Here is a 24,803-nt window from a genome sequence, read left to right as displayed (position 1 = left end):
TAAAACGGTATCTGACGCTAGCCCCGGTCTGCTCGGGGCATACTTTAACTTGTCTTAGGCCTGATCGCCGCCCTCGATGCCTGTGTGAGTAGGCCTGTATCGCTTGCAGTTGTCACGAGGCTGTAGCCTCGATCAAACATGTCGCCGAGATCAGAAGGGTCGATCGCGGCGCCGCCGAGCAACCGGCCGGATGCGAGAACGCGTTCCTCGATATGGGCAATCGCTTTTTTGAGTTCGCTCGAACCGAGATCGCCATAAGGCCCGAAGCCGGAGGTGAGATCGAGCGGGCCGATGAACAGCATATCGATGCCTTCGACCGCCGTAATGGCATCGATCGCTTCGGCTCCTTCGCGCGATTCGATCATGGCGACAACCAGTGTCCGGGATCGGGCCTGTTCCACATAGGTGATCCGGTCCAGGCCGTAACGTGCAGCGCGGGAAACCGTGAACTGGGCGCCACGTCGTCCGATAGGCGGATAATGGGCGGCTTCGACGAGTGCGCGCGCCTGTTCCGCGCAACGGACATCCGCCGCGACGATGCCGTCGAACCCGGCATCCAGCAGCGGTTTGATGTCCGCCGCCGAGGCGCCATGCACGCGCGCAAGCACTGGCACGGTGCTCACGGACCTTATTGCGCGCAACTCGTGCAGTGCGCCGGAAAGGCCAGCTGCCGCATGTTCCCTGTCTATGACGAGCGCGCCGTAACCCGCCAGGGCCATGATTTCCCCCACGTCGGGAGAGGCCAAAAACAGGAATGCGCCCTGCACCTTTGCGCCGGAGTGCAATTGCGCGCGGAGATCGGGGCGACCGGTTTCAGGCATGCTTGCGTCTCCAGAAGATTTCTGTCGAAAAGAGCGCGCGTTGGCGCGGGACGCAATCCTGTAATTCTTTGCAGGTAGGCAGCCCGTTTCAGCACTGGCATGCTGTGGGTATATTGAACTCACACGGATGACATATCGATGCAGCAGAGGCCTGAAGTCCTTGAGGGATATGCCCCTTTCCGGGAATACAAGACCTGGTTTCAGGTAACGGGAAACCTGAATTCCGATAAGGTGCCGCTGATCGTGGCCCATGGTGGTCCCGGCTGCACCCATGATTACGTGCTGTCTTTCGCAGATATTGCGCAGAGTGGCCGTTGCGTCATTCACTATGACCAGATCGGAAATGGCCGCTCGACTCACCTGCGCGATGCGCCGGAGGGTTTCTGGTCCGTCGATCTGTTTCTCGACGAGCTGGACAATCTGCTGCGCCATCTGGGGATAGGGCAGCGCTATGATCTGCTTGGGCAGTCATGGGGTGGAATGCTGGCAGCGGAACATGCGGTCCGGCGCCCGGAGGGGCTCAATGCCCTCGTCATTGCTTCCTCACCATCCTCCATGCCGGTCTGGGTGGCCGAGGCGCTGAGATTGCGCAAGGCCCTTCCGCTCGACGTGCAGGAGACGCTTGCACGCCACGAGGCGGACGGCACCTATGATCATCCGGACTATCAGGCGGCAAGCGATGTCTTCTATCGGCGTCATGTGTGCCGCCTCGATCCCTGGCCTGATGACGTGGTGCGAACCTTCCGGGCGCTCGCGGAAGACCCCACCGTCTATCATGCGATGAACGGACCGACGGAGTTCCACGTCATCGGAACACTGAAGAACTGGATCGTGGATAACCGGCTTCACCGTGTTGTCGTACCGACGCTCGTCATGTCCGGTTATCATGACGAAGCGACGCAGGCCTGCGTTGAGCCCTTCGTGCAACTCATCCCGAATGCGCAGCAGATCGTGATGCCGAACTCCGCGCATATGTGTCATCTGGAGGAGCGCGCCGATACCATGACTGCCGTTGAAGGATTTCTGAGCCAACACGACCTGAGGGTTTCCGCATGACAACCGCCACCCGTTTTGCCGCCGTTCAGATGTGCAGCACCGCCGATGTCGCATCGAATAATCGCGCCATTGAAGGGTTCGTCCGCGAGGCGGCCGGACTTGGGGCGACCGTTGTCAGTCTGCCGGAAGCCGCCAATATCCTGTTGAAGGATAATATGCAGTATGCCGGCATCTGCGTTGCCGAAGATGACGATACGACCCTGGCGCTTTGCCGCCGACTGGCCGCCGAACTGCGAATATGGCTGCACGATGGATCGCTTCTGATCAGAACCGAAGACGGTACGCGCATCTGGAACCGCACCCACGTCATTTCTCCCACGGGAGACATCGTTGCGCGTTACGACAAGCTGCACACTTTCGACGTGAAGCTCGGCGAGGGGCATGATTTCCGGGAATCGCGGGCCGTACAGCCGGGCGAGGGCCCGCCTGTCGTCGTTGATCTCGGCGCCTCAAATGTCAGGCTCGGATTGTCGATCTGCTATGATGTGCGGTTTGCCGCGCTCTTCCGCGTGTTGGCCAGCGCTGGTGCAAATGTGCTGATGATCCCGGCATCCTTCTCGCCTGTTACCGGGCCGGCGCATTGGGAAACCCTGCTGCGGGCGCGTGCGATCGAAACCGGAAGCTATGTCGTTGCTGCGGCCCAGTGCGGCACGCGGGATGGTGTGCAGACGCATGGTCATGCCATGATTGTCTCTCCGTTCGGAGAGGTCATTTCTTCACTGGGCGAAGAGCCCGGCGTCATTGTCGCGGATATCGATCCGGCCGAGGTGGAGGAAACCCGCCGCCGTTTGCCCGGCCTCACCCAGGGCCGGGATCTGCGGCCGACAATGACAGTGTTTGCCGGAAGTCGCTCATGACGGCGTCGCTTTATCAGGTCAACCCGCCCGCAGCGCCGCTTTCATCTGATCTTGTCGACCTGATGTCGCGGACTGAAACGGCAACCATCGGCCATATCCTGCATGATGGTTTCTGTGATCCGGCTCTGGCCCCGGTGGTTACCGGCAAGCGTGTGGCCGGCACGGCGTTCACGGTTCGCATTCCGGGCATGGACTCGGCGACATTGCATTATGCGCTGTCCATGGTTCGCCCCGGGGATATCCTCGTCATCGATCGCGCCGGCGATGATACGCATGCCTGCTGGGGCGGAGTGGTCGCCCTCGCGGCTACGCTGGCCGGCGTTGCCGCCGCCGTCATCGATGGGCGGGCGACCGATTTTGCCGAGATACGCAGTCACGATATGCCGGTCTGGTGTCGTGGAACCTCGTCGAAAACGACGAAATTCGTCGGCCTCGGTGGTGCCATCAACATCCCGGTCAGCGTCGGCGGAATATCGGTGATGCCAGGTGATGGCGTTCTCTGTGACGAAAATGGCGTCGTGGTGCTGAAACCGGAACAGATCATGCCGATCTGTTCGCGCGCAATTGCCATGCAGGAAAATGAGGCATCCGTTATTGCACGCCTGCGGCGCGGCGAGCGCCTCTGCGATATTTCCGGCGCAACCGTCATGGTCGAAGGTCACTAGAATATGAGCAACGGCACCTGGCTAATTTTTCGCGCGCACAATTGGCGCCAATTTTGTTTGCCTTATTGGTTTGAGAAGTTCAGATTGCTGGGGCCAACAGGAGCAAGAACGACGTGACGTTTCATTCGACGAGCCCGATCCATGCGTTTACTGACGGTGAGCCGCGTTTCGGCTTCCTGTTTTCTCCGGCAGGCGTGCCTGTTGAGGAGGGGGCCGATCCGAGCGCGGCCAAGGCACCTCTGATCATTGTCGCTCATGGTTCCGATCGCGATGCAGCCGGTATGCTCGAGGCCATGCGCCAAGGGCTTGGGGGAAGGGCAGTCTCCATTCTTGCACCTCTCTTTGCCTCCGAGATCGGCGGAGAGGATCATTCCGACGGTTATAAATTCCTGGTGTCGGCCGGTATCGATTATATTTCGGTGACGAAATCCATGATTGCCGCAGCCTCCAGGCTGAGCGGAGGTTTCGGCAGCGTCTATCTCTTCGGATTTTCGGGCGGTGCGCAGTTTGCCCATCGATATGCGCTGTTTTGTGCATCGGAACTGTCAGGGCTTGTTGTCGCCTCACCCGGAAATGTGACGTTGCTTGATGAAACGCTCGAATGGTGGCCGGGGCTTGGCGGCGCTGCCGCGGCGATTGGCCGTGCAACGGATATTACTTCGCTGCGCAAGCTTCCGGTCGGGATCATCATCGGATCGGAAGACAGGACAGGCGGCCTCGTTGCGCGGCCCGCCGGTGCCCCGCATGGATCCCTTTACGAGGGCGTGGCCGGGGCCAGTCGTCTGGAGCGTGCGCATAGCCTCAGCCTGAGCTTCCGGAGCCACGATATTCAGACCGTTTTCCATGAAATCGAGGGTGTGGGTCATGAACTCAGGCCCGTCACCTTGAAAGCCGTGGAGTTGATCGCGCGATGGATCGATGCCGGGGAATGCCAGACATCGCTGATAAAAAAAGGGGAATGAAGCCGTGAAATACAGATATCTTCTGACTGCCGCCGTCATACTCACCGCCGGTGCCGTCAAGGCGCAGGATGTGCCGGCGGGTTATCCTGCCAGCTATTCCAAACTCCTTGCGGAGGCGAAAGCCGAGGGCAGCCTGCGCATCTACACGAACCTCAGCGAAGACAATATCGCGCCGGTTATCAAGGCTTTCAACAAGGCCTATCCGGACATCAAGGTCGGGAGCCTGGAAATGGGACCTTCCGAAGCCTTTTCCCGCTATCGTGCCGAGGTGGGGAGCGGTGTTGAATCTGCCGATCTCCTGATCTCAAGCACGATCGTCGACTGGATGAGCGCGATCAAGGATGGCCTTTTAACCGACTACAACTCGCCGGAGCGGGAGAAGCTGCCGGAATGGAGCTATCCGCACGCCGGCCTTTATACATTCTCCGCTGACCCCATGGTGACCATCTACAACAAGCTGACGGTTCCGGCGGAACTTCAGGTCGACAGCATGGAGGCTTATTTCGCCAATATCTCCGCGCATCCGGACGTGTTTTCCGGCAAGGTCGGGACCTATGACGGCCGTTATGCCTTTGGCGGCGCGCTCAATTATGCTCTGGTGGAGCGATATGGCGACAAGGCCTGGGGCTGGTTCGAAAAGGCCGGTCCGTCCATCAAGCCCGGCGGCGGTGCGGGTAGCATGATCGAGCGCACGTTGAGCGGAGAACTTTCTTCGGCCTATTTCGTCTCTGGGCCGGTGGTGTTCAGCAAGATCACCGACGGGCTTGGTGACATCATTGGCTGGAATTTCCCGAAGGATGGCACCGTCATTTTTCCGCGCGGAATGGGCATAACGTCTAAGGCTGCGCACCCGGCCGCGGCCAAGGTTTTCCTTGATTTCCTTCTCTCCGAGGCAGGCCAAGCGGCGGTTGCCGCCGGAAAACTCACGCCATATCGCCCCGGCTTTGTCGCGGCGGGAGACCTGTCCTATTCGCTGGACGAGGTGGCCAAGGCCGTGGGCGGAAAACAGAACCTGCTGATGATTAGCTACGACCGAAAAATGATCGATGGCAATGCGGCCTTTTCGGCCCGCTGGGGCGCTGCTTTCAAAATGTGATTGACGGTCCGGCGTGATGTCGCGCCGGACCCTGACAAAAGGGTGGACAATCATGGGCCGCAGCCCTCGTATTTCTTCGGCGATCCCTCAAGGGGAGGCGCCGTCAACCTTGCCGGACTACTCACGGCTCATTCAACTGCTGATCTTCGTCGTGACGGCGATCCTCATGCTGGCGCCGGCAATTCCCATCGCCGTTCAGGTTTTTATCGATCGGCCGCTTTATTCCGAAGGTTGGGTCTTCACCTTCGCCAATTTCGGCAAGCTCGTTGGGTCTGAGCAGCTCGTTTCGGTTCTTGGCACAACGGCTGTCTTCGCCGTGATCACCGTCGTCATCGCGCAGGTCGGTGGCGTGGCGGCCGCCCTGCTGCTCGGGCGCACCGATCTTCCCGGCAGACAATGGATAGGCGGCGTCCTGATGTGGCCGCTTTACCTTTCCCACCTGATCTTTGGCATGGGATGGGTCATCATGTATGGACCGTCCGGATTTGTGACCCAGTGGCTCGCGCGTATGCTGGGTGGTGCCCCCTGGAATCTCTATTCCCTGACGGGTATGGGGATTGTCGCCGGCGTGTCGCAGATTCCGCTCGCCTATCTCTATTGTCTTTATGGCGCCGTTCGATCTGTCGACCCCGCGCTTGAACATGCGGCGCGAACGGTCGGTGCCCGTCCCCTGAGTGTCCTGGCGCGCGTAACTCTGCCGTTGATGATCCCTTCGATCATAACCTCCGCCGCACTCAACCTCATCATCGCGGTCGAAACGCTGTCCATCCCGCTTTTTCTTGGCGGACCTGCGCGGATCGAGACGCTGTCGACCTTCCTCTATCATCAGGGCATTGCGGCAAGCGATCCGGACCATGGTCTGATTGCGGCCTCCTCCCTGCTTCTCGTTGTGCTCGTGGCGGCGACACTGTTTGTCCAGCGGTTATTACTGCAGAACAGCCATCGCTACGAGACGGTGAAAGGCAAGGGCAGCCGTCCTGCCCTCCTGAAGCTCGGCAGCTTGAAATGGCCGCTTGTCGTTATCGTGGCACTATTGGCTTTCTTCCTCGTCATCGTGCCGGTCTTCGGCGTTGTCCTGCGTGCATTCACCACCTTCCTTTCGCCGCTCGTGGCGCCCTGGACCACTTTGACCTTGAAGAATTTCAATACGCTGCTGGCTTCGGAGGCTTTCGTCCGGGCGATCCGCAACACCTTCTTCGTGTCTTTCTTTTCCGCATCGGCGGGAACGATACTGGCAGTGATGGTGGCGTTGCTCATTCAGCGGTCGGACTTTCCGTTCAAGCTCACGCTGGAGACGCTCGCCTATTCGCCACGCGTCATCCCCGGCCTCATTACCGGACTGGGTATCTTCTACGCGACCGTCATCTTCGCACCGTTGGGCTGGCTGCGTGGCAGCCTGTGGATACTCGTCCTCGCTTACGTCATGGCGACGCTGCCGCTCGCGCTCGGCGCCATACAGCCGGCCGTCATCCAGATCAGCGCGGATCTCGACAAGGCGGCGCGCACGGTGGGGGCGAACTGGTTCAGTTCGATGCGCATCGTCATGGTGCCCCTTCTGCGATCGGCCATGCTGGGCAGCTTCGTGCTGTTATTCATCTTCCACCTCAAATCCTACATCATCGCCATTTTCCTCATCGTTCCCGGGCTGGAAGTGATGGGTGTGACGATGCTCAGCCTCTGGACAAATGGTGATGTCGGCGTAACCGCCGCCTTTGCAACGCTTCAGATGGTTCTCATTGCTCTCTTCCTCGTCGCGACGCGGCTCGTTTTCCGGGTAAAACTCTATGACTGATCTCGTCCTTTCCGATCTTACCCGCAGCTATGGTGCCATCAACGCCATAGACAACATTAACATCACGGTCGGCGCCGGAGAGTTTCTCACCCTGCTTGGTCCGTCAGGCTGCGGCAAATCCACGACGCTTGCGGCGATCGCCGGCCTCGATCAGCCGACTCATGGCCGCATCAGCTTTGCGGGCCGCACATTATTCGATGCCGCTACGGGAATTGCGCTTCCGCCCGAGGCACGGGGGTTTGGCGTCGTTTTCCAATCCTACGCGCTCTGGCCCCACATGACGGTGGAAGATAATGTCTGCCTCTCCCTCAAGCTGCGGAAGGTCGCGGCGCCCGAGCGAAACCGGCGGGTAGGGGAGGCACTCGAACTCGTCGGACTGACCGCCTATGCAAAACGTTATCCCGGCGAACTGTCTGGTGGGCAGCAGCAGCGTGTGGCCCTGGCACGCGCGGTGGTGTTCCGCCCGACACTGCTTCTGCTGGACGAGCCACTGTCCAATCTGGATGCCCAGCTTCGTCAGGAAGCACGCGTCTGGCTGAAGAACATTCAACGCGAGCTTGGCCTGACCGCGATCTATGTCACCCATGACCAGGAAGAGGCTCTATCGATGAGCGACCGGATTGTGGTGATGCGCGGAGGCCATATCATTCAGATGGGCACCCCGCAGGATATTTATGAACGGCCTGTACATCCCTTCTCGGCGAGTTTCATCGGCAGCGCCAATCTGATTGCGGGCGGGTCTTTTTCTGAAGTTTCCGAGAAAGAGGCGGTCATCACGTTCGGGGACGGGCAGGCCATTCGCGGAGTTGCGCCATTGCCGCTCCAGTCGGGCAGCCCGGCTGTCGTTGCGGTGCGGCCCCAGAATATCCGGCTGGCCGAGGTGCCAGATGCAAATCGCCTTCTCGTTCACTTCGGCCCCGCGAATTATCTCGGCGACCGGTTTGAGCAGGAAGCCTTTCTCGGAGAATGCCGCCTTCGTCTTCAGGCAATCCGGCCGGCGCCTGAAGGACAAGGTAATATCTGGATCGATCGGGCGAATGCGCTTATTTTCCCACCGGATGAACGCGCGAAAGACAAGACCTGATGAACAGCGGCAAGGACAGAGATTTGGATAGGCCGGAAACGGCGAGACCGGCCGAAGTGGTACGCCCGCTTACCGAACGTATCCGTTCGGACGTTTTGGTGGGCACCTATCGCCCCGGTGAGTGGTTGCGGCAGGTCGATCTGCAGGAGACTTACGGTGTAACCCGGGCGCAGATCCGCCGGTCGCTGGACGATCTGGTGCTGATGGGCATGGCGGAGCATGTGCCCAATCGCGGTATCCGCCTGATGATGCCAAGTACCGAGGCACGGTCGCAGATTTCTGAGATCCGCACCATTCTGGAACGGGAGGCGGCGCTCCTCATGGTCAAGGATATACGATCGAGTGATATCGAGAAGATAGCCGCGGCGGCGGCGGCTTTCGAACAGGCCATCGAAGTCGGATCGTATGTGGAATTACGACGCCTCAACCACGAATTTCACAGGACCATGAATGCCTCGCTTGCCAATACAATGATGGCGAACCTGCTCAATGATCTAAGGGAACGCGATCTGCCGGGTTCCTGGTCGGGTTGGCTCAGCACGAGCACTCTAAAAGCCTCGTCGGATGATCATTTCGACATGGTGGAGGCGTTGCGCAGGCGCGAAGGTCCGCAGCTCGCGGAAATCGTTTGCCGGCACATTAACCGCTGGCGTGCACATGCGGCCGAGACGTAGGAGAATGCGCTTCGGCCCGTCTGGCAATATCTACTGCAATATTCCGTAGTGGGCGGCGCGGGCAATCGCCTGCGCCCTGTTGCGTGCTCCGAGCTTTCGCATGGCTGACTGAAGATGCATCACGACGGTCGAGATGGAGCGGTCCAGCGCATATGCCACCTGCTTGTCCGACATGCCTTCCGCGCAAAGGCGGACACATTCCGCTTCGCGCGGGGTCAGCCGCACGGCAACCGTTGCCAAGTCTTCCTGACTGGCTTCTGCCAACAGCTTTCCATGCAGTTTGTGGGCAAACAACATGAACTCCGCCACGAACAGGCTTTCCAGAATCTGCCTGTCTGGCGGTCGCCGCCAGAACCCCGTTACCGTGGCGCAGCCTTTTGATGGGGTCTGAACCGGTACGGTCAATCCACGCGCCATTTGGGAGTCGCGGAGATAGTTCGCGACCGCCCCCTGGGCCGTGGGTGTCAGAACCGACGGTTCGTCGAAATGATAGGACCAATAGAGCGGCTGGATTGATCTGAGCGCCAGAATCTGGACCGGATCTGAAAGATAGAGCCCCCCATCAAACCACATGGATTCCATATCTTTGGGCATGTTGCGCATACCGACGATGGTCGGAGGCACTACTTGTCCATCGGGCGTGAACGGTACGGGCGTATAGTCGTAAATCAGGCCTTCAAGCCCGAATGCAGCAGCCTCCACCATCGCACTGTCGAAAAACCCATCCAGAGCCCGTGGCTGATTGCTTCGTCTTCTGCCTTGATCCTGAAACGCGTTTTTCATCCCGATTCCGCCGTTTGCTTAAATTCCACCCTCGGTGATTTTATGCTGAAACTTTGAACCGCCGCAATGAACTTTGGCAATTCTTGCAGATCGAGTTCGCGGGAATACTCGGACTTCCAGCAAGCGCCCTCGCGTAGGCATATCTTGTGTCCGACACCAAATGGTTAGGACATCCAGATTTCATTGGAATTGGTATGCCTGTTTCTTAGGGGGCGAGGTCAACATTGCCCCTTTTGGGCAGTCGGAGAAAATAAAGACTATGATCAATTGCGCCTTCGGTGACGAACGATATCGCCCGCAACATCCGTGAAATTTGCGAATTTACCGTGCATATCTGCGACAACGCGCTCGTGGACCAGATGGAGATCTGCGCGATCAAATTCGGTCCAGGCATCAACGAGATGGAGGAGGCGGGTCTCGAAACAGTACCGGGTGAGATGCTGTGTAGCCCACGCATTCTCGCGGCACCCGCGCTTGAGTGCCGTCGTCATACCTCACTGCAGGTGGGGCCTGCCCGTGAGATCATCCTCGGCGAAGTCGTCGGCGTCTTCGTTCGCAGCGATGCGGTCAATGCGTCCAATTTACATATCGACCAGCAGATGATGGACGCCGTCGGCCGCATGGGCGGACATACCTATGCCCGTACCCGCGATCATTTCGACGTCAAGACGTTGACGCCACAGGAATGGGAGAGTCGAAAGTTCTTTGGAACTGACGCGGCTGAGTAAAACCTTCGATCACCAGCGCCTTGTTCGGTTGGTAGCTCACATAGCTCAGAATCTGATCGTCGTCGGTTCGATTCCAATCAAGAGCAGGCGGCCGTCATTTGCACTGACGCCAACGCAACCTTGCGCTTTATATTATTCGTTAATGCTCCGATATTTTCAGCCCCTCAAAGCGGTCACTCTCCTCGAAGTCGAGGATGCTCCGACTGCCCACTATGCCAAGGTTGAGTGGTCAATCTCAGGTCAACTCGCTCAGTATACGCTTTTACGCGCTCGACTTGACGTGCGAAGTGTTGTCAATTGAGGATAAGTAAGAGCGAATGTGACGGAGGGCCGCATGAGACTCAGGAACCAGATCCTTGCATTGGCCATCGGCCCCCTTGTTCTTGCCATTATCATCATCACGGCGCTCATTACCTGGCAGTCAATGACGCTGGCGCGCACCAGCATCGACGCATTCGAGCGAAACATGCTTGCCGCAAAGGAGGCGGAACTCCTCAACCTCACCAATCTCGCCCTTTCCGCCATCCGTTCGGTTTATGACAAGGCCGGGCCGGACGACGAAGCCGCGAAGGAAGAGGTCAAGCGCATTCTGATGGACCTCGACTACGGCACGGACGGTTATTTCTTCGTCTATGACTATGATGGGTTGAACGTCGTTCATCCGCGGCAAAATTTCCGTCCGGGCAATAACTGGCTTGATCTCTATGACCCCGATGGCAACCGGGTTATCTACGACCTGATCCTCAAGGCAAAAGAAGGGGGAGGACTTGTCCAGTACAAGTGGGAGAAACCTTCAACCCGGAAGATGGCCGATAAGCTTTCGTTTGCGGCCGGCCTCGACAAGTGGCGCTGGATGATCGGGACAGGCGTCTATCTGGATGACGTTTTTGCGGCGACCGCGGCGGCCAAGGAAGAATTGCGCCACTCCATCACCTGGAATTTCCTGATCGTGGCGCTGTTTGCAGTCCCCGCCGTTCTCCTGGTGTTTGCCACCTGCATGCTGCTCAATCTGCGCCAGCAGAGGCTGGCGGACGGGCGGCTGAAGGAACTGATGCAGAGGGTCATCGATACCCAGGAAGAGGAACGCTTGCGCATTGCCCGGGAACTACATGACGGCATTTCTCAAAATCTCGTCGGCGTGCGTTTTGCAATTGATCTCGCGCGGCGCAAGGTGACGCCGGATAATGTCGGCGCGGTGGAGGCGATCGGCAAAGGCGCGTCGGCATTGACCGAGGCGATCAAGGAGGTCCGGCGTATCTCGCACGACCTGCGTCCCCGCGTTCTTGACGACCTGGGACTGACTGCAGCTTTGGAAGCGCTGATTTCCAGCTTTTCCGAACGCACCGGTATTGCGGCGACGCTGGAATCGGTGGCCTTCAAGCACATGCTTGTTCCGGAGGCCCGCGTCGCCCTTTATCGCGTTGCACAAGAGGCGCTCACCAATATCGAGCGTCATTCGGATGCAACGCGGGTCACCATCAGGTTCTCCAGCCGCGATGAGCGGGTGCAGATGGTTGTCAGCGACAATGGCCGTGGATTTCCGGCCACCCGTACAGAGAACGAAATGCCAGCCGACAAGGGTCTTGGTCTCAGAAACATGCAGGAACGCATGACCCATTTCGGCGGCAGGCTCGATGTGGAAAGCTCCGCCAGGGGAACCGTCCTGCGGGCGGTCCTGCCCATGACCGCCATGAAGGATCACGGCCCTCGGTTGCAGGAGGCTGCGGAGTGACCGTTCATCCGATCCGGGTTCTTCTTGTCGACAATCACCCTCTCGTCCTCGACGGGTTGAAGGCGGTGCTCGAGACTTACGACCATATTGCTGTGGTTGGAACCGCGGTGTCCGCAATGGCGGGCATTGACGCGGCTGTCGCCACAAAACCCCATGTGGTGCTGATGGATATCAACATGCCCCAGATCAATGGCATCGATGCCCTGGAGCTGTTCAAGGAAAGACAGCTTTCCGCCCGGGTACTGATGCTGTCGATGCATGACAGCCGGGAATATATCTCGACATCGGTGATGTATGGGGCGGCCGGTTACATTCTGAAGGATGTGGCCACGGAGGAAATAGTGGCGGCAATCGATACCGTTGCGAGCTTTCCGCCCGGGTACTGATGCTGTCGATGCATGACAGCCGGGAATATATCTCGACATCGGTGATGTATGGGGCGGCCGGTTACATTCTGAAGGATGTGGCCACGGAGGAAATAGTGGCGGCAATCGATACCGTTGCGGCCGGCGGCACCTATTTCTCCTCAGGCGTTCGGGAYGTGCTGATGGAGAGTTCCACCGGCAGGCTGAAGGAACTKACCACCCGCGAGCAGGACGTTCTGCTTTTGATTGCMAGGGGAAAAAGCAACCGCGATGCTGCTYTGGCSCTCGATATYGCCGAGCGTACSATGGAAACCCACCGCAAGAACATCAAGCGGAAACTGGATATTGCGACGACCGCCGGTCTCATTCGCTATGCGATAGACAACGGGCTCATCAAGGAATAGCGGGACCGGATCGAGGCCCCGCGAATGTCGCCATCCGGGGCCTCGGTAAAAGTCATGTCAGCTTATTTACCGGCTGTCTGCATCGCATAGCCGTAGCTATCATAGGTATATTCGGCGACGCGGAACCACTCATAACTCTCGTCGCGGAACTTCTTCCAGCCGGGATAGATCTTGGCCCATGCGGGGTGCTTTTGGGCGTACTCGTCATAGAGCTCGAAGGTTGCCTTGTAGGCGGCGTCGAGCACATCCCGGGGCAGCGGACGAAGCTGCGTGCCCTTGGAAACCAGCGAGCGGATCGCATCCTTGTTCTTGACGTCGTAGAGCGCCTGCATGTTGATGTTGGCGGCCTTGCAGGCGGTATCGAGTGCTGCCTTGTATTCGTCGGGCAGGGCCGCATATTGGTCCTTGTTGACGAAGAAGTGGATCGTCAGGCCACCCTCCCAGAAGGCCGGATAATAATAATAGGGCGCGATCTGGTAGAAGCCGAGCTTTTCGTCGTCATAGGGACCGACCCATTCCGCGGCGTCAATGGTGCCGCGTTCCAGTGCCGGATAAATGTCGCCGCCGGGAAGCTGCTGCGGCACGGCGCCAAGCTTGGCGAGCACCTGTCCCGCAACGCCGGCAATACGCATCTTGAGGCCCTTGATATCCTCGATGCTCTTGATTTCCTTGCGATACCAGCCGCCCATCTGGGCGCCCGTCGCACCGCCGGGAATGCCGATGACGCCGTAGTCGGACAGGAATTCATTATAGGCCTCGTTGCCGCCGCCATGGTAAAGCCATGCATTCTGCTGGCGGGCGTTCAGGCCGAAGGGGATGGTTGAGCCGATCGCGAATGTCGGGTCCTTGCCCGTGAAATAATATCCGCAGGTATGGGAAATTTCGACGGTATTGGCCTTTACGGCGTCGATGGCCTGGGTTCCGGGAACGATTTCTCCGGCCTGAAAGACCTGGATGTCGAACTTGCCACCCGTAATGGCCCTCAGGGCGTTGGCCATGACAACGGCGCCGCCGTAAATCGTATCCAGATTGTTCGGGAAACCTGATGTCAGACGCCAGCGAACGGTTGGCGATGACTGGGCTATGGCCGGTGTCGCAAGCGTCGAAGCAGCAGCTGCCGCCCCCGCAAGCACACCGCCCGACAAGAATTGTCTGCGGCCTGGATTGTCCTTCATGGGTTACCTCCTCCTGTTGAATATGAGCGACGTCCGATGCGTCGATGGTTTGCGGCGGGCGCTTGCGCGCCCGGCCGGTTGTCACGGTGTGCTTGGCTTGCCGAAGCTCGGCGCGGTGTTGCCGGGCGCAAGGAACGGATTGGCGAAAGGATCGGCGTCCGTCCCTGCACCGGGCATGGGTACGTTGATATGAACGGCGGAGGGATCGGCCTGTTTGGCGCCTGACTTGTAGTGCATCACGATGCCCGGGAAGGCGATGATGATGATGACCATGGCGAGCTGGATGAAGAGATAGGGAATGGCGCCGAGATAGATCTGGCTCGAGGTGACCGGCTGGATCGTCTGTCCGGTGATGCGATCCCTGTAGGCGCGTGTCGGCGCAACGGACCGCAGAAAGAACAGCGAAAAACCGAAGGGCGGATGCATGAAAGAGGTCTGCATGTTGACCGCCAGCATGACGCCGAACCAGATGAGATCAATGCCAAGGGCATCGGCGACCGGAGCCAGAAGCGGGATGATGATGAAGGCCAGCTCGAAATAATCGAGGAAGAAGGCCAGGAAGAACACCAGCAGGTTGGCGACGATCAGGAAGCCGATCTCGCCGCCCGGAACCGATGTCATCAGATGCTCGACCCAGACATGGCCATTCACGCCATAGAAGGTCAATGAGAAGACGCGCGCGCCGAGCAGGATGAGCAGTACGAAGGACGACAACTTCGCCGTGGCGTAAAGCGACTGCTGGACGAGGCCGAAATTGAGCTTGCGGTTGGCAAGCGCCAGGGCGAGAGCGCCCACCGCACCCATGGCGCCGCCTTCCGTGGGCGTGGCGATGCCGAGGAAGATCGTGCCGAGTACGAGGAATATCAATACCAGCGGCGGCACGAGCGAGGTGATGACCTTCAGCAGCAATTTGCTGCCGCGCAGGGTCCGGGCCTCCAATGGCAGGGCAGGCACCTTTGCCGGGCTGATGATCGAGGTCACGATGATGTAGAGCGTATAGGCTCCGACAAGCATGAGACCCGGAACGAGGGCGCCCTTGTACATGTCACCCACAGAGCGGCCGAGCTGGTCTGCCAGCACGATCAAGACGAGGCTTGGCGGTATGATCTGCGCCAGTGTGCCGGAGGCCGCAATCGTGCCGGCGGCGATTTTGCGGTCGTAACCATACCGCAGCATGATCGGCAGCGAGATGAGACCCATCGAAATGACCGAGGCGGCAACAACGCCTGTCGTGGCCGCCAGAATAGCGCCGACAAAAATCACCGCAAAGGCGATGCCGCCGCGCACCGGTCCAAACAGCTGGCCGATCGTATCGAGGAGGTCTTCCGCCATGCCGCTCTTTTCAAGGATCAGTCCCATGAAGGTGAAGAACGGTATGGCCAGGAGTGTTTCGTTCGACATCTGGCCGAATATGCGATCGGGGATGGCCTGGAACAGGGTTGCCGGCAAGAGGCCGAGTTCGATCCCGATGAAACCGAAGAAAAAGCCGACGAAGGCGAGAGCAAAGGCCACCGGATAGCCCAGCAGCAGCACGATGATGAGCGCCGCGAACATGATCGGGGCGAGATTTTCCGCAATGAATGCCATTGTTGTTTTCCTTCGATCAGAGCATTGCCGCTTCGGCATCCGCCGCTGCAACCGGATCAGGAATATCGCCGCGCAGGATGGCGACGCGCTTGATGAGTTCCGAAAGGCCCTGCAGGGCGAGCAGGCTGAAGCCGATCGGTATCAGCGCCCAGACCGGCCACTGGATGAGGCCGCCCGTATTGTTCGATACTTCACCGGAGGCAAATTTCTGCAGGAACACTGGCCAGGAGAGATAAACCGTGATGAGGCAGAAAGGCATGAGAAAGAAAATCGTCCCGAGAATGTCGACCCATAGCTGCCCTTTGCGCGGAAGATTGCCATAGACCAGATCGACCTTCACATGCTCGTTGTTCAGAAGCGTGTAGGCGGCAGCGATCAGAAAGACCGCAGAAAACAGATACCATTGCGACTCGAGCCAGGCGTTCGAGCTCATGGAAAACGCCTTGCGCATGATGGCATTGATGGCGCTGATGAAAATGGCTGCAAGAAGCAGCCAGGAAATGGCTTTGCCAATGGCTGAATTGGCAGCATCAATGGCGCGCGAAACGGCCAATAAAAACGTCATGATGTCCTCCCCGGAAGCGGCCGCGTACTCCTCAATACATATGCTGCCGCTATAGTTCGGGCACGATATCAATGGTGGCTTCGCGCTCAAGGGCCGCGGGAGACGGATTTCTCCAGGCATACCGGGAACTGGGTATGCGGGGTAACTTCAGGGGGGATGGCGCGGAATAACGAAATGAAAGAGCGGGTTTTGGGAGAAGAGAGTGCGGCAGCGAGCACGATCCGCGACATCGCAGGAGGGCACCCTGAGCGGCATCCAGTTCGAGCGTACCGAGGGCGGGGCTTGGCCGACGTCGCAGGGAGATGGGGGCGCGCATCATTGAACAGGCGCCCGCTCTGATGAAACCGGCAACTGATATCATCGAGAAGGCGAAAGCCGCGATACGAGACGCATTTACAGGCGTTACCTTGGGCGGCGGCGTGGGTCTTAACGAGACGCAGGCGCTCGACGACTACGCGAGCAACGAGGTTCATGCTGCATGCCGGGCCGCTGATGAAGAGAATGATTGGGTCGCAATCACGTTAGAGGCCCTGAACAATCACTCCGGTAGCCCGTCGTTTTTTGATGTCGAAGGAATGCGATTTCATCTGCCCGCATATCTGATTGCCTATCTCGATGATGACTATAAACATGAGTTTGCACAGCACTTGCTCGCGTCTCCAGAGAAGTTTCGCTTGCTGACGCCAGCTCAACGGAATGCTGTTGAACTCTATCTTCGTGCCGTTCGCGAGACGGAGAATATGGCGGCCTACCGCTACGATATAGAAAGAGCGCTGCAAGAGTGGGCGGGTTATAGGGCTTGAAGCAGGGCGTGGCTTCTACCGCACTGTAGGCGACAGGGAAGTACGGCGCGGCACTGAGGAGACTGAGTTTTTTGATCATCTATTCACCAACCATCCGGGGTAGCGGGGTAATTTCTCGGGCGTTCGCGAGCCCTGACGGCAGCATGCTTGCAATCGCAAGCACGCTGCCATTGCTTACAAACCCTCCTGGCCGGGCCACCTACGCGGGGCAGCGGATCCGTCAACGTCTGGCCCTTCACCACCGCGGCGAAGCAAGGCCCTTCGCCTTCTTTGACCTTTTGCGACTGCCCATCAATGACGTGAGCTTTCATCCTTTCGATCCGGTCCTTGCCGTGGCAGCTGGCAGCTATGACGGCGGCTACATGTTCGAGGGCGAATTATATTTCTGGGATTGGCAGACGGATCGATCCTGGCCGGCGGCTAGGAACTTGCCGGAAGTCGAGCGCTGCAGCTTCAATGGGGATGGAAACAGGCTCGATGTCCTGGTTAGGCCTTGGGATGAAGACTGGGGAGAGGGGGATGATCCGTTCGATCAGGTTTATCCACTCAGCCTGCCTTATGAACAGACCGGCGCAGCGCAGACACCGGACGTGGCGATCGACCCCGCCCATGGGATCGTCAGGCATAGTCTCGCGTTTGCTGAACCTCAGCACGAGATGTTGGAAAAAGAGCTGAAGGCATGGTTCGGGTGCGATGAACTTTCAAGCCGAGGCGCGATCTGGGATGTGGCCTGGCTTGATGACGCGAGGATAGCGGCGGTTCACAATGATTGCTTGCTCGAAATTTATGATGTAGCCAGTGGCAGCGTCACCAGCTTCAAGGAAGACGGACGATATGGGGCAGATATCCTCCGGACATCCCCTCCCGTCATCGCGGTATATGACGTTTCAGGCTGGCAGATACAGCATTCACGCCTATTGACCCTGTCCGACGACAGGCTCTTCGAAATTGCCGCTTTTGAAGGTTGCTATAATTTCGTTTCCTCAAAGGGCGGATTAGTGCTCGGTCGACTGGACAGACATCGGGCAGGAAGAGCAAAAGCCGATATCATCTTGGATATTAAGACAACCGACGTGCGCTTCGCCGATCTTGGCCATTATGACTGTTTCAACCACTTCTCGGGAATCGATGGAGCGCCAGATCTCTTCATCCTTCAAGGAAGACCTGAGACCTCGCATCAAAACAAGCGTCTCTGTCGTGTCGGTGCAAACGGCGCTGTCGAGCCGCTCTGGCCGCTCTTGAAAGCAGACGGAAGTCACGCCAGTCATGCAATGGAATGTCTGGGCTGTTACGTCGAAGATGAATTGGGGCCCGGCATAATCATGACGGGACGGCATTACAATCCGGATCCGAACAAGGGAAATAGAGGTTTTATATTCCGCAGACCGATCACGAACGACGATGCCATAGGCGGCGGCCTCCGTTCCAGATCGTTCAGACATGCCGGTGCGGATCGGGAGATTTGGCGCTTTGCCATCAATGCCAGCGCGAGTGCCATCGTACATGCTCGAAAAGAAGGATTGATCCTTGTGGCGTTTCTGGACGGTACACTCTCCACGCTGAGCGCAGCGGATGGTGCAGTGTTGATTACCGGGCAGGTGACGATCGAAGGTCTTCCAACGGTTATTTACTGCATGGATGCGACTGACGATTCTTTGGCCGTTGGCACTTTCGACGGTCGTATCGCCGTTGTTCCATTCGACCAGCTTCGCAATTGTGGGAATACAGGGCGTATAGAATTGGCATAGGCTGATGCGGGTCCCGCGATGGATGCCGCCACATTAACCGGTCAGGGGGCAATCGCGCGATTGTAACTACAATCGCGTAACAGTTTTCGCCGGGCGGACAACATTTCAAGCGCGACCCTCACCGAGCCTGAATAATGATCCTCTGGCTGCAAAAACACATCCGGTAATTGAGATTGAACGCCATGCATGGTTCCATGCCGGGCACGTAGCTGATTCCTCCCCTTCGATGCCAAACCGCGATCCGAGAGGCCCATGTCGATTTCAGATACGATTTTTCGCCCTTTCGAGAGGCTGATACGGCCGCTCGATATTCCCTTTCGGCCACTGCCGTCGAAAGGACCCGTGTCGGTTCTGCTGCATTTCGTTGCGATGTTTCGCGGCGTCCTCATCGCGCTCGCTTTGTCGTCCATGACGGTTGAAGCCATCAACCTGTCTATCATCTGGGGACTGTCCGTTATCGTCGATGGCGTGACGGCGCAGGGGGCGGAAGCTTTTCTGCGGAATGAATGGCGGCTGCTGACCGTCCTCGGACTGTTGATCTTTCCGGCCATGCCGATAGCGTCGTTTCTTCTCAACACGCTCAATTCGCACACCCTTGGTATCGCGATGCCGGCGGCGATCCAGTGGCAGGGCCATAAGGCCGTGGAGAGACAGGATCTGGCATTTTTTCATGAGCTTTATGCCGGGCAGGTCGCCTCGCGTCTTTCGCAGGTGTCGTCGGCGGTTCAGCAGCAGATCATCAACGCGTTTCAGATCGGACCACGTTTCCTACTGCAAATGATCGGCTCTCTCGCGCTCCTTGCCGCCTTGTCCTGGCAGCTGGCGCTGCCGGTGTTCATCTGGATCGTGCTGAATGTGGTTCTCGCCGTCAAACTGGCTCCTGTCTTCACGGAACGGTCACGGCGCTCGGCGAAACAAAAGAGCCTTGTTTCGGGGGCGATTACCGATCTCTATAGCAACATGCAGATGATCAAGCAATTTGCCGCCGAAGACAGTGAGGCGGGCGCTATTCGTCGCATCTTGACCAAGGCGGTGCAGACGCAGCACAGGGAGCAGCGTGTCTACCGCGCGTCGGAGCTGGTCGTGGTTGCGCTTAACATGGCGTTGTGGCTGGCAATTCTGTCGGTGGGGTTTTCCGGTCTGGTGAAGGGCTTCATCACGGTCGGGGAATTTGTCGGCGCCGTCTATATTCTGCAACGCCTGTCGGGGCATACATTCACCTTCCTGCAAATGGGCCAGCAGATATTCCAAGCGATTGGCACCATCAAGGATGCAATGCCTGTCATGACGACGCCGCCGACGATTACCGACAGAGCCGGTGCTACTGAACTGCGTGTTCCGCATGGGAACATCGATTTCGACCATATCCGCTTTGCTTACAAGTCAGGCAGGCCAGTAATCGATGATTTGTCACTGACGGTGCGTGCCGGGGAGAAGGTCGGACTTGTAGGTCTGTCAGGCGCGGGAAAAACGACGCTGGTCAATCTACTCCTGCGGTTCTACGACATTCAGGAGGGCGCCATTCGCATCGACGGTCAGGATATTCGCGAGGTCACACAGATGAGCCTGCGCCGCAATATCGGGGTGATTGCCCAGGACGTGGCCCTACTGCACCGGTCGGTCGGCGACAATATCCGCTACGGGAGACCAGAGGCGACGCAGGAGGAGGTGGCACAGGCGGCGAAAGTGGCGAAGGCCGATGCCTTCATTGCCGATCTTGCCGACAGCGAAGGGCGAAAAGGATATCAGGCTTTTGTCGGAGACCGCGGCATCAAGCTTTCCGGCGGGCAGCGCCAGCGGGTCGCCATTGCACGGGTACTCCTGAAAGACGCGCCCATCCTGATCCTCGACGAGGCGACGTCGGCACTCGACAGCGAATCCGAAGCTGCCATTCAGGAAAAGCTCAATCTGGTGATGGAGGGCAAAACGGTGATCGCGATCGCGCATCGCCTGGCCACTATCGCCAGAATGGACCGCATCATCGTGCTGGATCATGGCCGGATTATCGAAGAGGGGCGCCCGGGAGAGTTGGTCGAGCAGGATGGTTTGTTTGCGCGCCTGTGGAAACGCCAGATTGGTGGCTTCATTCCCGAAGACGAGTGGGTGGCGCCGTAAGCTACAAGAGCGTGGTGAGATCAACAGGAGTGAGGAGATATGAGAAAAGGAGCGTGCAAGATCCAGCTTCGGTACCTCAAGGTTGCGACAATCAGCAGCGGTTTAGCCGCATTTTTGAGTTTCGGGGAAGCCGCGGCCACGCCGGCGGATATGACGGTGGAGCGCCTTCTCACCATCTGTGAAGCGCCCACTGTGCAAGAAGCGATGGTAAACGGCGACGAACTCGATTGGAAGCGTTTAACCGATGCGGACATTGATGAGTGGCGTCGTAGCTTCGTCGGTTATAATAGCGGCTCTGTTGATGTCGTGGGGTGGCGACATGAGAGGGAAGGCGGCGTGGAGTTACTGTCGTTTTGGATTGCCGCTGGTCCTGATGGACACAGGGCGTGCGCCTTTACCACGCCAAGACCCTCCGGCTTGCTGGATGCGTTATCGGATCAGCTTGGGGCGCCAGACAATCTCGACAAGAATGACGTTATCGAAATTGTAACTGCGGCGTGGAAGCGGGGTGCGGTCGATTATTCCTTTGTTCAGGTAGGCTCGTCCGCCGTCATCAACATAAGCTCAAGTCGATGAGATGCACTATTCCCGAGGCACAATAACAAGCAGGTTGAAACCCTCATCAATATTGAATGTCTGCGGATTGAGCAGTTTGTCCCCATAGGTGGAACTGAACCAGCATGCGGTCTTCTCATCGTGAATTGCCGTTACGGTTTCCCGGACGCATCTGTTGATCGCGTCTATGATTTCGACACCTGTCTTGCCCCTTCTGTTTATATGCATGAGCTTTTTCCGCGCGGGGCTTTCTGCATCGGAAACTGCGATGGATACCCTGTCTGTTGAATAGCTTTTTACCCGAACCCGCAGTCGCTTCGGGCGAGACGCATCAAACTGGTCGTTAATTTCTTTGATACGCGCCTCAATGTCAGTATCGGCCAGACGCACCTCCGGCAAAACATCATCCGCCGGCGTAAGCTCGTCGCCAAATTGCGTTCGCGCAACCTCGGCAGCGTGATGGGCATAGGCAAGATGTGTCACAGGCAGTGCCCTCAGCCATTTACGCCGTTGTGTAATCGCCATCGACTTTGCCGCCTCTTCGCCCAGTTTGGCGACGGAGAAGTTTTCTCTTTTCTGTCCCTCACTGGTCATCAGGGTAGCCTGCCACACATCGCCGTCGGTCGTCTCAACACGCCTGACGCCGGAAATGCCGCTTCGGTTGTTCTTGCGCACAAGTACGGCCTGCTCGAGGTTGGTGGCGGGCGGGATGGCAAGGATAATGGCGTCGCGGTAGGCGCGTGCCTGACGGTAGGCTTCCTCGCCGGAACCATAGATACTGTCCTTGAACAGCCTGACAATCCTGTGGCCACGTCGCCTGATACTGACCCACCAGCCGGCGCCGTGGCGAACCCCGGCGGCTTCTTCGCGGCGCAAACCGTAACGGTCGGCGTCGTGTTTTGTTTGCCTCGAAATTTTCTCGATCGTCACTCCGTGCCCCGGCCTGTCAGATTTCATCGATGGATATTTGGCGTATCCAGGTTGTAGAATTCATGGTGAATCCTTGGTTTCGCCACAATGTTTGATTGCATTCTGTCGAGATTTTGACGGCTAATTGATTTTTTTGAGCTCTGCTATCGAGGTTCGCCATGAATGACCAGCCTTCGGTTTCTGATTTCGTTCAGGCGAGCCGTGTTCTGAAAGTGTCTTCGCCCTTGGGCGAGGACCAGCTTTTGCCGGAGCGCCTGACGGTCGAGGAGGGCGTGTCGCAGCTCTTCGACATCCGCCTGACGGTGCGGGCCAAGAAGGAAGCGGTGAAGCCCGAGGAACTGATCGGGCGGCTGGTCGATGTCTCGATCGAGATAAGCCAGGGCGATGGTGATGGCGGCGGTGTTCGCCGTCCCTTCAACGGCCTGGTGACGGAATTGCATGAAGGGCCGCCGATTACCCGCGGCCTGCGCTCCTATGCGCTGACCCTCCGGCCACAGATGTGGCTGCTGTCGCGCCGGTCCGATTGCCGCATCTGGATGGACAAGACGGCGGTCGAGATCGTCGAGACGCTGTTTTCCGAACATGGCATTCCCGCCCCCGATACGTCGGGCATCATCTCGCCGCCGCCTGCGCAGCACTACAGCGTCCAATGGAACGAAGATGACCTCTCCTATCTCCTGCGCCGTTTTGAGGAGGACGGTCTTTTTTACTGGTTCAGCCATGAGGATGGTTCCCACAAGCTGCATGTGGCCGATAGCGCCAGCGGCTGGCTCGGACCATCACCGGCCGCGCAGGGCGAGGGAACGGTGCGGCTGGCACAGGGCTCGTCGGACCGTAACCACATCAATGACTGGGCGCGGCGGTTCTCCTATGTCTCCGGCCAGCGGGCGGGTGCGGACTGGAATTTCGAGACACCGGGCATGGTGCCGGGCACGATGACGCCATCGCTGGTGCAGATGCCGGATGCGACCAAACGCGAGCTTTACGAATATCCGGCCCGCATCAAGACCGTGGAAGAGGCGGAGCGGGCGCAGAAACTCAGAACCCAGTCCATCGAGGCCGATCATGACCGGGTGTTCGGCTCATCGACCACGCGCATTCTGGAGGCGGGCCGTCGTTTCACGCCTTTCGAGGTTGCCCATCCCGACCATGCCTATGAGGAGCATGTGATCGTGAGGGCGAGCCACAGCATCGTCGATCTCTCCTATGAAACGAATAGCAACGAACCGGAATATCGCAATCACTTCGAGGCGATCCCGGCCCGTGTGCCGCTAACGCCCCATCGGTCAACAAAACGCCCGCGCATCGAAGGCACGCAGGTGGCGATCGTCGCCGGCCCCGAAGGCGAGGAAATCCATCCGGATCAATATGGCCGCATCAAGCTGTGGTTCCCGTGGGACCGCAAGGCGAAGAAGGATGGCACGGATACATGCTGGGTTCGTGTTGCGCAAAACTGGGCCGGTTCCACCTGGGGCGGCCAGATCATCCCGCGCATCGGCATGGAGGTGATGGTCGCCTTCGTCGATGGCGATCCGGACCGGCCGCTGGTGACTGGGGTGGTGCCGAATGCCCGCCAGACCGTGCCTTATGAGCTGCCCGCTAACAAGACGAAGAGTACGTTCCGCACGAATACCCACAAGGGTGAAGGTTTCAATGAACTTTCGTTCGAAGATGAAAATGGGCTCGAAGAGATATTCCTGCATGCCCAAAAAGACCTGACATTGAAGGTTCTCAATCATGCGACTGAAAGAGTTGATGCAAACAAGATTACGTCGGTCGGTGGTGCGCTGCTGACCGAAGTTCAGTCCAGTCAGATGACGCATATCGGCCAGAATGCCACGTTGAACATTGGTACGGGAATTGGCGGCGGCGTCGTTCGGGGACCTCTCGCTGAGAGTTCTTTTGGTGTTCGGGATGCGGGCTATTTTCTCGCCAAAACCATGTCTGCTATGAGTGGCAGCGGTAATTACACGGTGAATGCTTCCGGCGCTGTTTCCATAAACGCGATAGGTGTATCGACCTTGACGGTCGGGGGAGCGAATATAGTCACCGTTGGTGGTATCCATACCGTGAATGTCGGCGGAGCCATCTATGAAAGCGCCGTGGCAGCCTCAAGCGAAGTTGTAGGTGGGACGAAAACCATCGATGCCCATGAGGAAATTGTCTTCCGTTGCGGAAAGTCCGAGCTTCGCATGCTTCCTGATGGAACTGTCAAACTCAAGGGGACGAATTTCATCGTTGAGGAAGAAAACTCGGTAAAAATGACGGCAGCGCGTATAGATTTGAATTAAGTAGCTGTTGGTAAG

At 58.2% G+C, this 24,803-nt stretch carries 20 protein-coding genes and 3 pseudogenes; 17 read left to right on the top strand and 6 right to left on the bottom strand.

Annotated elements, in window-relative coordinates:
- Window positions 1-44: 44 nt before the first annotated feature.
- On the bottom strand, window positions 45-821 hold the full coding sequence (locus O8B93_RS25795; protein WP_269712721.1) for an HpcH/HpaI aldolase family protein: 777 nt from the start codon (window positions 819-821) through the stop codon (window positions 45-47).
- Between the two features lie 138 nt (window positions 822-959).
- Between O8B93_RS25795 and O8B93_RS25790 the strand changes: the two genes are divergently transcribed.
- The 8 genes from O8B93_RS25790 to O8B93_RS25755 all read left to right on the top strand — a co-directional run bounded on the left by O8B93_RS25790 (window position 960) and on the right by O8B93_RS25755 (window position 9,007).
- Window positions 960-1,877, top strand: a complete 918-nt coding sequence (locus O8B93_RS25790; protein WP_269712720.1) for a proline iminopeptidase-family hydrolase — start codon at window positions 960-962, stop codon at window positions 1,875-1,877.
- Window positions 1,874-2,734 carry a carbon-nitrogen hydrolase family protein gene (locus O8B93_RS25785; RefSeq protein ID WP_269712719.1) on the top strand — a complete coding sequence of 287 codons (861 nt, stop codon included), beginning with the start codon at window positions 1,874-1,876 and terminating at the stop codon, window positions 2,732-2,734. The genes O8B93_RS25790 and O8B93_RS25785 overlap by 4 nt, the downstream gene beginning before the upstream one ends.
- On the top strand, window positions 2,731-3,399 hold the full coding sequence (locus tag O8B93_RS25780) for an RraA family protein (protein ID WP_269712718.1): 669 nt from the start codon (window positions 2,731-2,733) through the stop codon (window positions 3,397-3,399). The genes O8B93_RS25785 and O8B93_RS25780 overlap by 4 nt, the downstream gene beginning before the upstream one ends.
- Before the next feature lie 113 nt (window positions 3,400-3,512).
- Window positions 3,513-4,361: an alpha/beta hydrolase gene (locus O8B93_RS25775; RefSeq protein ID WP_269712716.1), complete on the top strand. Its 849-nt coding sequence runs from the start codon at window positions 3,513-3,515 to the stop codon at window positions 4,359-4,361.
- A 4-nt stretch (window positions 4,362-4,365) separates the two neighbouring features.
- Window positions 4,366-5,457 (top strand): ABC transporter substrate-binding protein, encoded by a 1,092-nt coding sequence (locus O8B93_RS25770; RefSeq protein ID WP_269712714.1) that lies wholly within the window; start codon window positions 4,366-4,368, stop codon window positions 5,455-5,457.
- A gap of 109 nt (window positions 5,458-5,566) precedes the next feature.
- On the top strand, window positions 5,567-7,249 hold the full coding sequence (locus O8B93_RS25765) for an ABC transporter permease (protein ID WP_269712713.1): 1,683 nt from the start codon (window positions 5,567-5,569) through the stop codon (window positions 7,247-7,249).
- A complete protein-coding gene (locus tag O8B93_RS25760; protein ID WP_269712711.1) occupies window positions 7,242-8,333 on the top strand; it encodes an ABC transporter ATP-binding protein in 1,092 nt (363 codons plus the stop codon). The genes O8B93_RS25765 and O8B93_RS25760 overlap by 8 nt, the downstream gene beginning before the upstream one ends.
- 23 nt (window positions 8,334-8,356) lie before the next feature.
- Window positions 8,357-9,007 (top strand): GntR family transcriptional regulator, encoded by a 651-nt coding sequence (locus tag O8B93_RS25755; protein WP_269712709.1) that lies wholly within the window; start codon window positions 8,357-8,359, stop codon window positions 9,005-9,007.
- A 30-nt stretch (window positions 9,008-9,037) separates the two neighbouring features.
- On the opposite strand, the gene O8B93_RS25750 is transcribed toward O8B93_RS25755, so the two are convergent.
- On the bottom strand, window positions 9,038-9,790 hold the full coding sequence (locus O8B93_RS25750) for a helix-turn-helix transcriptional regulator (protein WP_269712708.1): 753 nt from the start codon (window positions 9,788-9,790) through the stop codon (window positions 9,038-9,040).
- 287 nt (window positions 9,791-10,077) lie between these two features.
- Between O8B93_RS25750 and O8B93_RS25745 the strand changes: the two are divergent.
- From O8B93_RS25745 to O8B93_RS28020, 4 genes and pseudogenes are all read left to right on the top strand, one after another.
- Window positions 10,078-10,518 (top strand): annotated as a pseudogene (locus tag O8B93_RS25745) (flavin reductase family protein); the annotation flags it as partial.
- Window positions 10,519-10,852: 334 nt separating this feature from the next.
- Entirely contained in the window at window positions 10,853-12,250 is a 1,398-nt protein-coding gene (gene mctS, locus O8B93_RS25740) for a two-component system sensor histidine kinase MctS (protein ID WP_269712707.1), read from the top strand.
- Window positions 12,247-12,618 (top strand): annotated as a pseudogene (locus tag O8B93_RS28025) (response regulator); the annotation flags it as partial. The gene mctS and the pseudogene O8B93_RS28025, both read left to right, overlap by 4 nt.
- Window positions 12,615-13,019, top strand: a pseudogene (locus tag O8B93_RS28020) (LuxR C-terminal-related transcriptional regulator); the annotation flags it as partial. The pseudogenes O8B93_RS28025 and O8B93_RS28020, both read left to right, overlap by 4 nt.
- Before the next feature lie 62 nt (window positions 13,020-13,081).
- Here the strand turns inward: O8B93_RS28020 and O8B93_RS25725 are convergent.
- The 3 genes from O8B93_RS25725 to O8B93_RS25715 form a co-directional block, all read right to left on the bottom strand.
- Window positions 13,082-14,194, bottom strand: a complete 1,113-nt coding sequence (locus O8B93_RS25725) for a TRAP transporter substrate-binding protein (RefSeq protein ID WP_269712705.1) — start codon at window positions 14,192-14,194, stop codon at window positions 13,082-13,084.
- Between the two features lie 81 nt (window positions 14,195-14,275).
- Window positions 14,276-15,781 (bottom strand): TRAP transporter large permease, encoded by a 1,506-nt coding sequence (locus O8B93_RS25720; RefSeq protein WP_269712703.1) that lies wholly within the window; start codon window positions 15,779-15,781, stop codon window positions 14,276-14,278.
- Window positions 15,782-15,797: 16 nt separating this feature from the next.
- Window positions 15,798-16,346 (bottom strand): TRAP transporter small permease subunit, encoded by a 549-nt coding sequence (locus O8B93_RS25715; protein ID WP_269712702.1) that lies wholly within the window; start codon window positions 16,344-16,346, stop codon window positions 15,798-15,800.
- 338 nt (window positions 16,347-16,684) lie between these two features.
- On the opposite strand from O8B93_RS25715, the gene O8B93_RS25710 reads away from it, so the two are divergent.
- From O8B93_RS25710 to O8B93_RS25695, 4 genes are all read left to right on the top strand, one after another.
- On the top strand, window positions 16,685-17,149 hold the full coding sequence (locus tag O8B93_RS25710) for a DUF6714 family protein (RefSeq protein WP_269712700.1): 465 nt from the start codon (window positions 16,685-16,687) through the stop codon (window positions 17,147-17,149).
- A gap of 71 nt (window positions 17,150-17,220) precedes the next feature.
- Entirely contained in the window at window positions 17,221-18,897 is a 1,677-nt protein-coding gene (locus O8B93_RS25705) for a hypothetical protein (protein ID WP_269712698.1), read from the top strand.
- A 252-nt stretch (window positions 18,898-19,149) separates the two neighbouring features.
- On the top strand, window positions 19,150-21,012 hold the full coding sequence (locus O8B93_RS25700; RefSeq protein WP_269712696.1) for an ABC transporter ATP-binding protein: 1,863 nt from the start codon (window positions 19,150-19,152) through the stop codon (window positions 21,010-21,012).
- A gap of 39 nt (window positions 21,013-21,051) precedes the next feature.
- Window positions 21,052-21,588, top strand: coding sequence for a hypothetical protein (locus O8B93_RS25695; protein ID WP_269712694.1), 537 nt, complete (start codon window positions 21,052-21,054; stop codon window positions 21,586-21,588).
- Window positions 21,589-21,594: 6 nt separating this feature from the next.
- Here the strand turns inward: O8B93_RS25695 and O8B93_RS25690 are convergent, their stop codons facing one another.
- On the bottom strand, window positions 21,595-22,497 hold the full coding sequence (locus tag O8B93_RS25690; protein WP_269712693.1) for a hypothetical protein: 903 nt from the start codon (window positions 22,495-22,497) through the stop codon (window positions 21,595-21,597).
- Between the two features lie 158 nt (window positions 22,498-22,655).
- On the opposite strand from O8B93_RS25690, the gene tssI reads away from it, so the two are divergent.
- Entirely contained in the window at window positions 22,656-24,788 is a 2,133-nt protein-coding gene (gene tssI / locus O8B93_RS25685) for a type VI secretion system tip protein TssI/VgrG (protein ID WP_269712691.1), read from the top strand.
- The last annotated feature ends 15 nt before the right edge of the window (window positions 24,789-24,803 follow it).

It is taken from the genome of Martinezella rhizogenes (genome assembly GCF_027460065.1).
GTDB lineage: Bacteria > Pseudomonadota > Alphaproteobacteria > Rhizobiales > Rhizobiaceae > Agrobacterium > Agrobacterium rhizogenes_C.
Note: the sequence above shows the minus strand (reverse complement) of the source record. Positions and strands in the feature narration are given on the sequence as shown.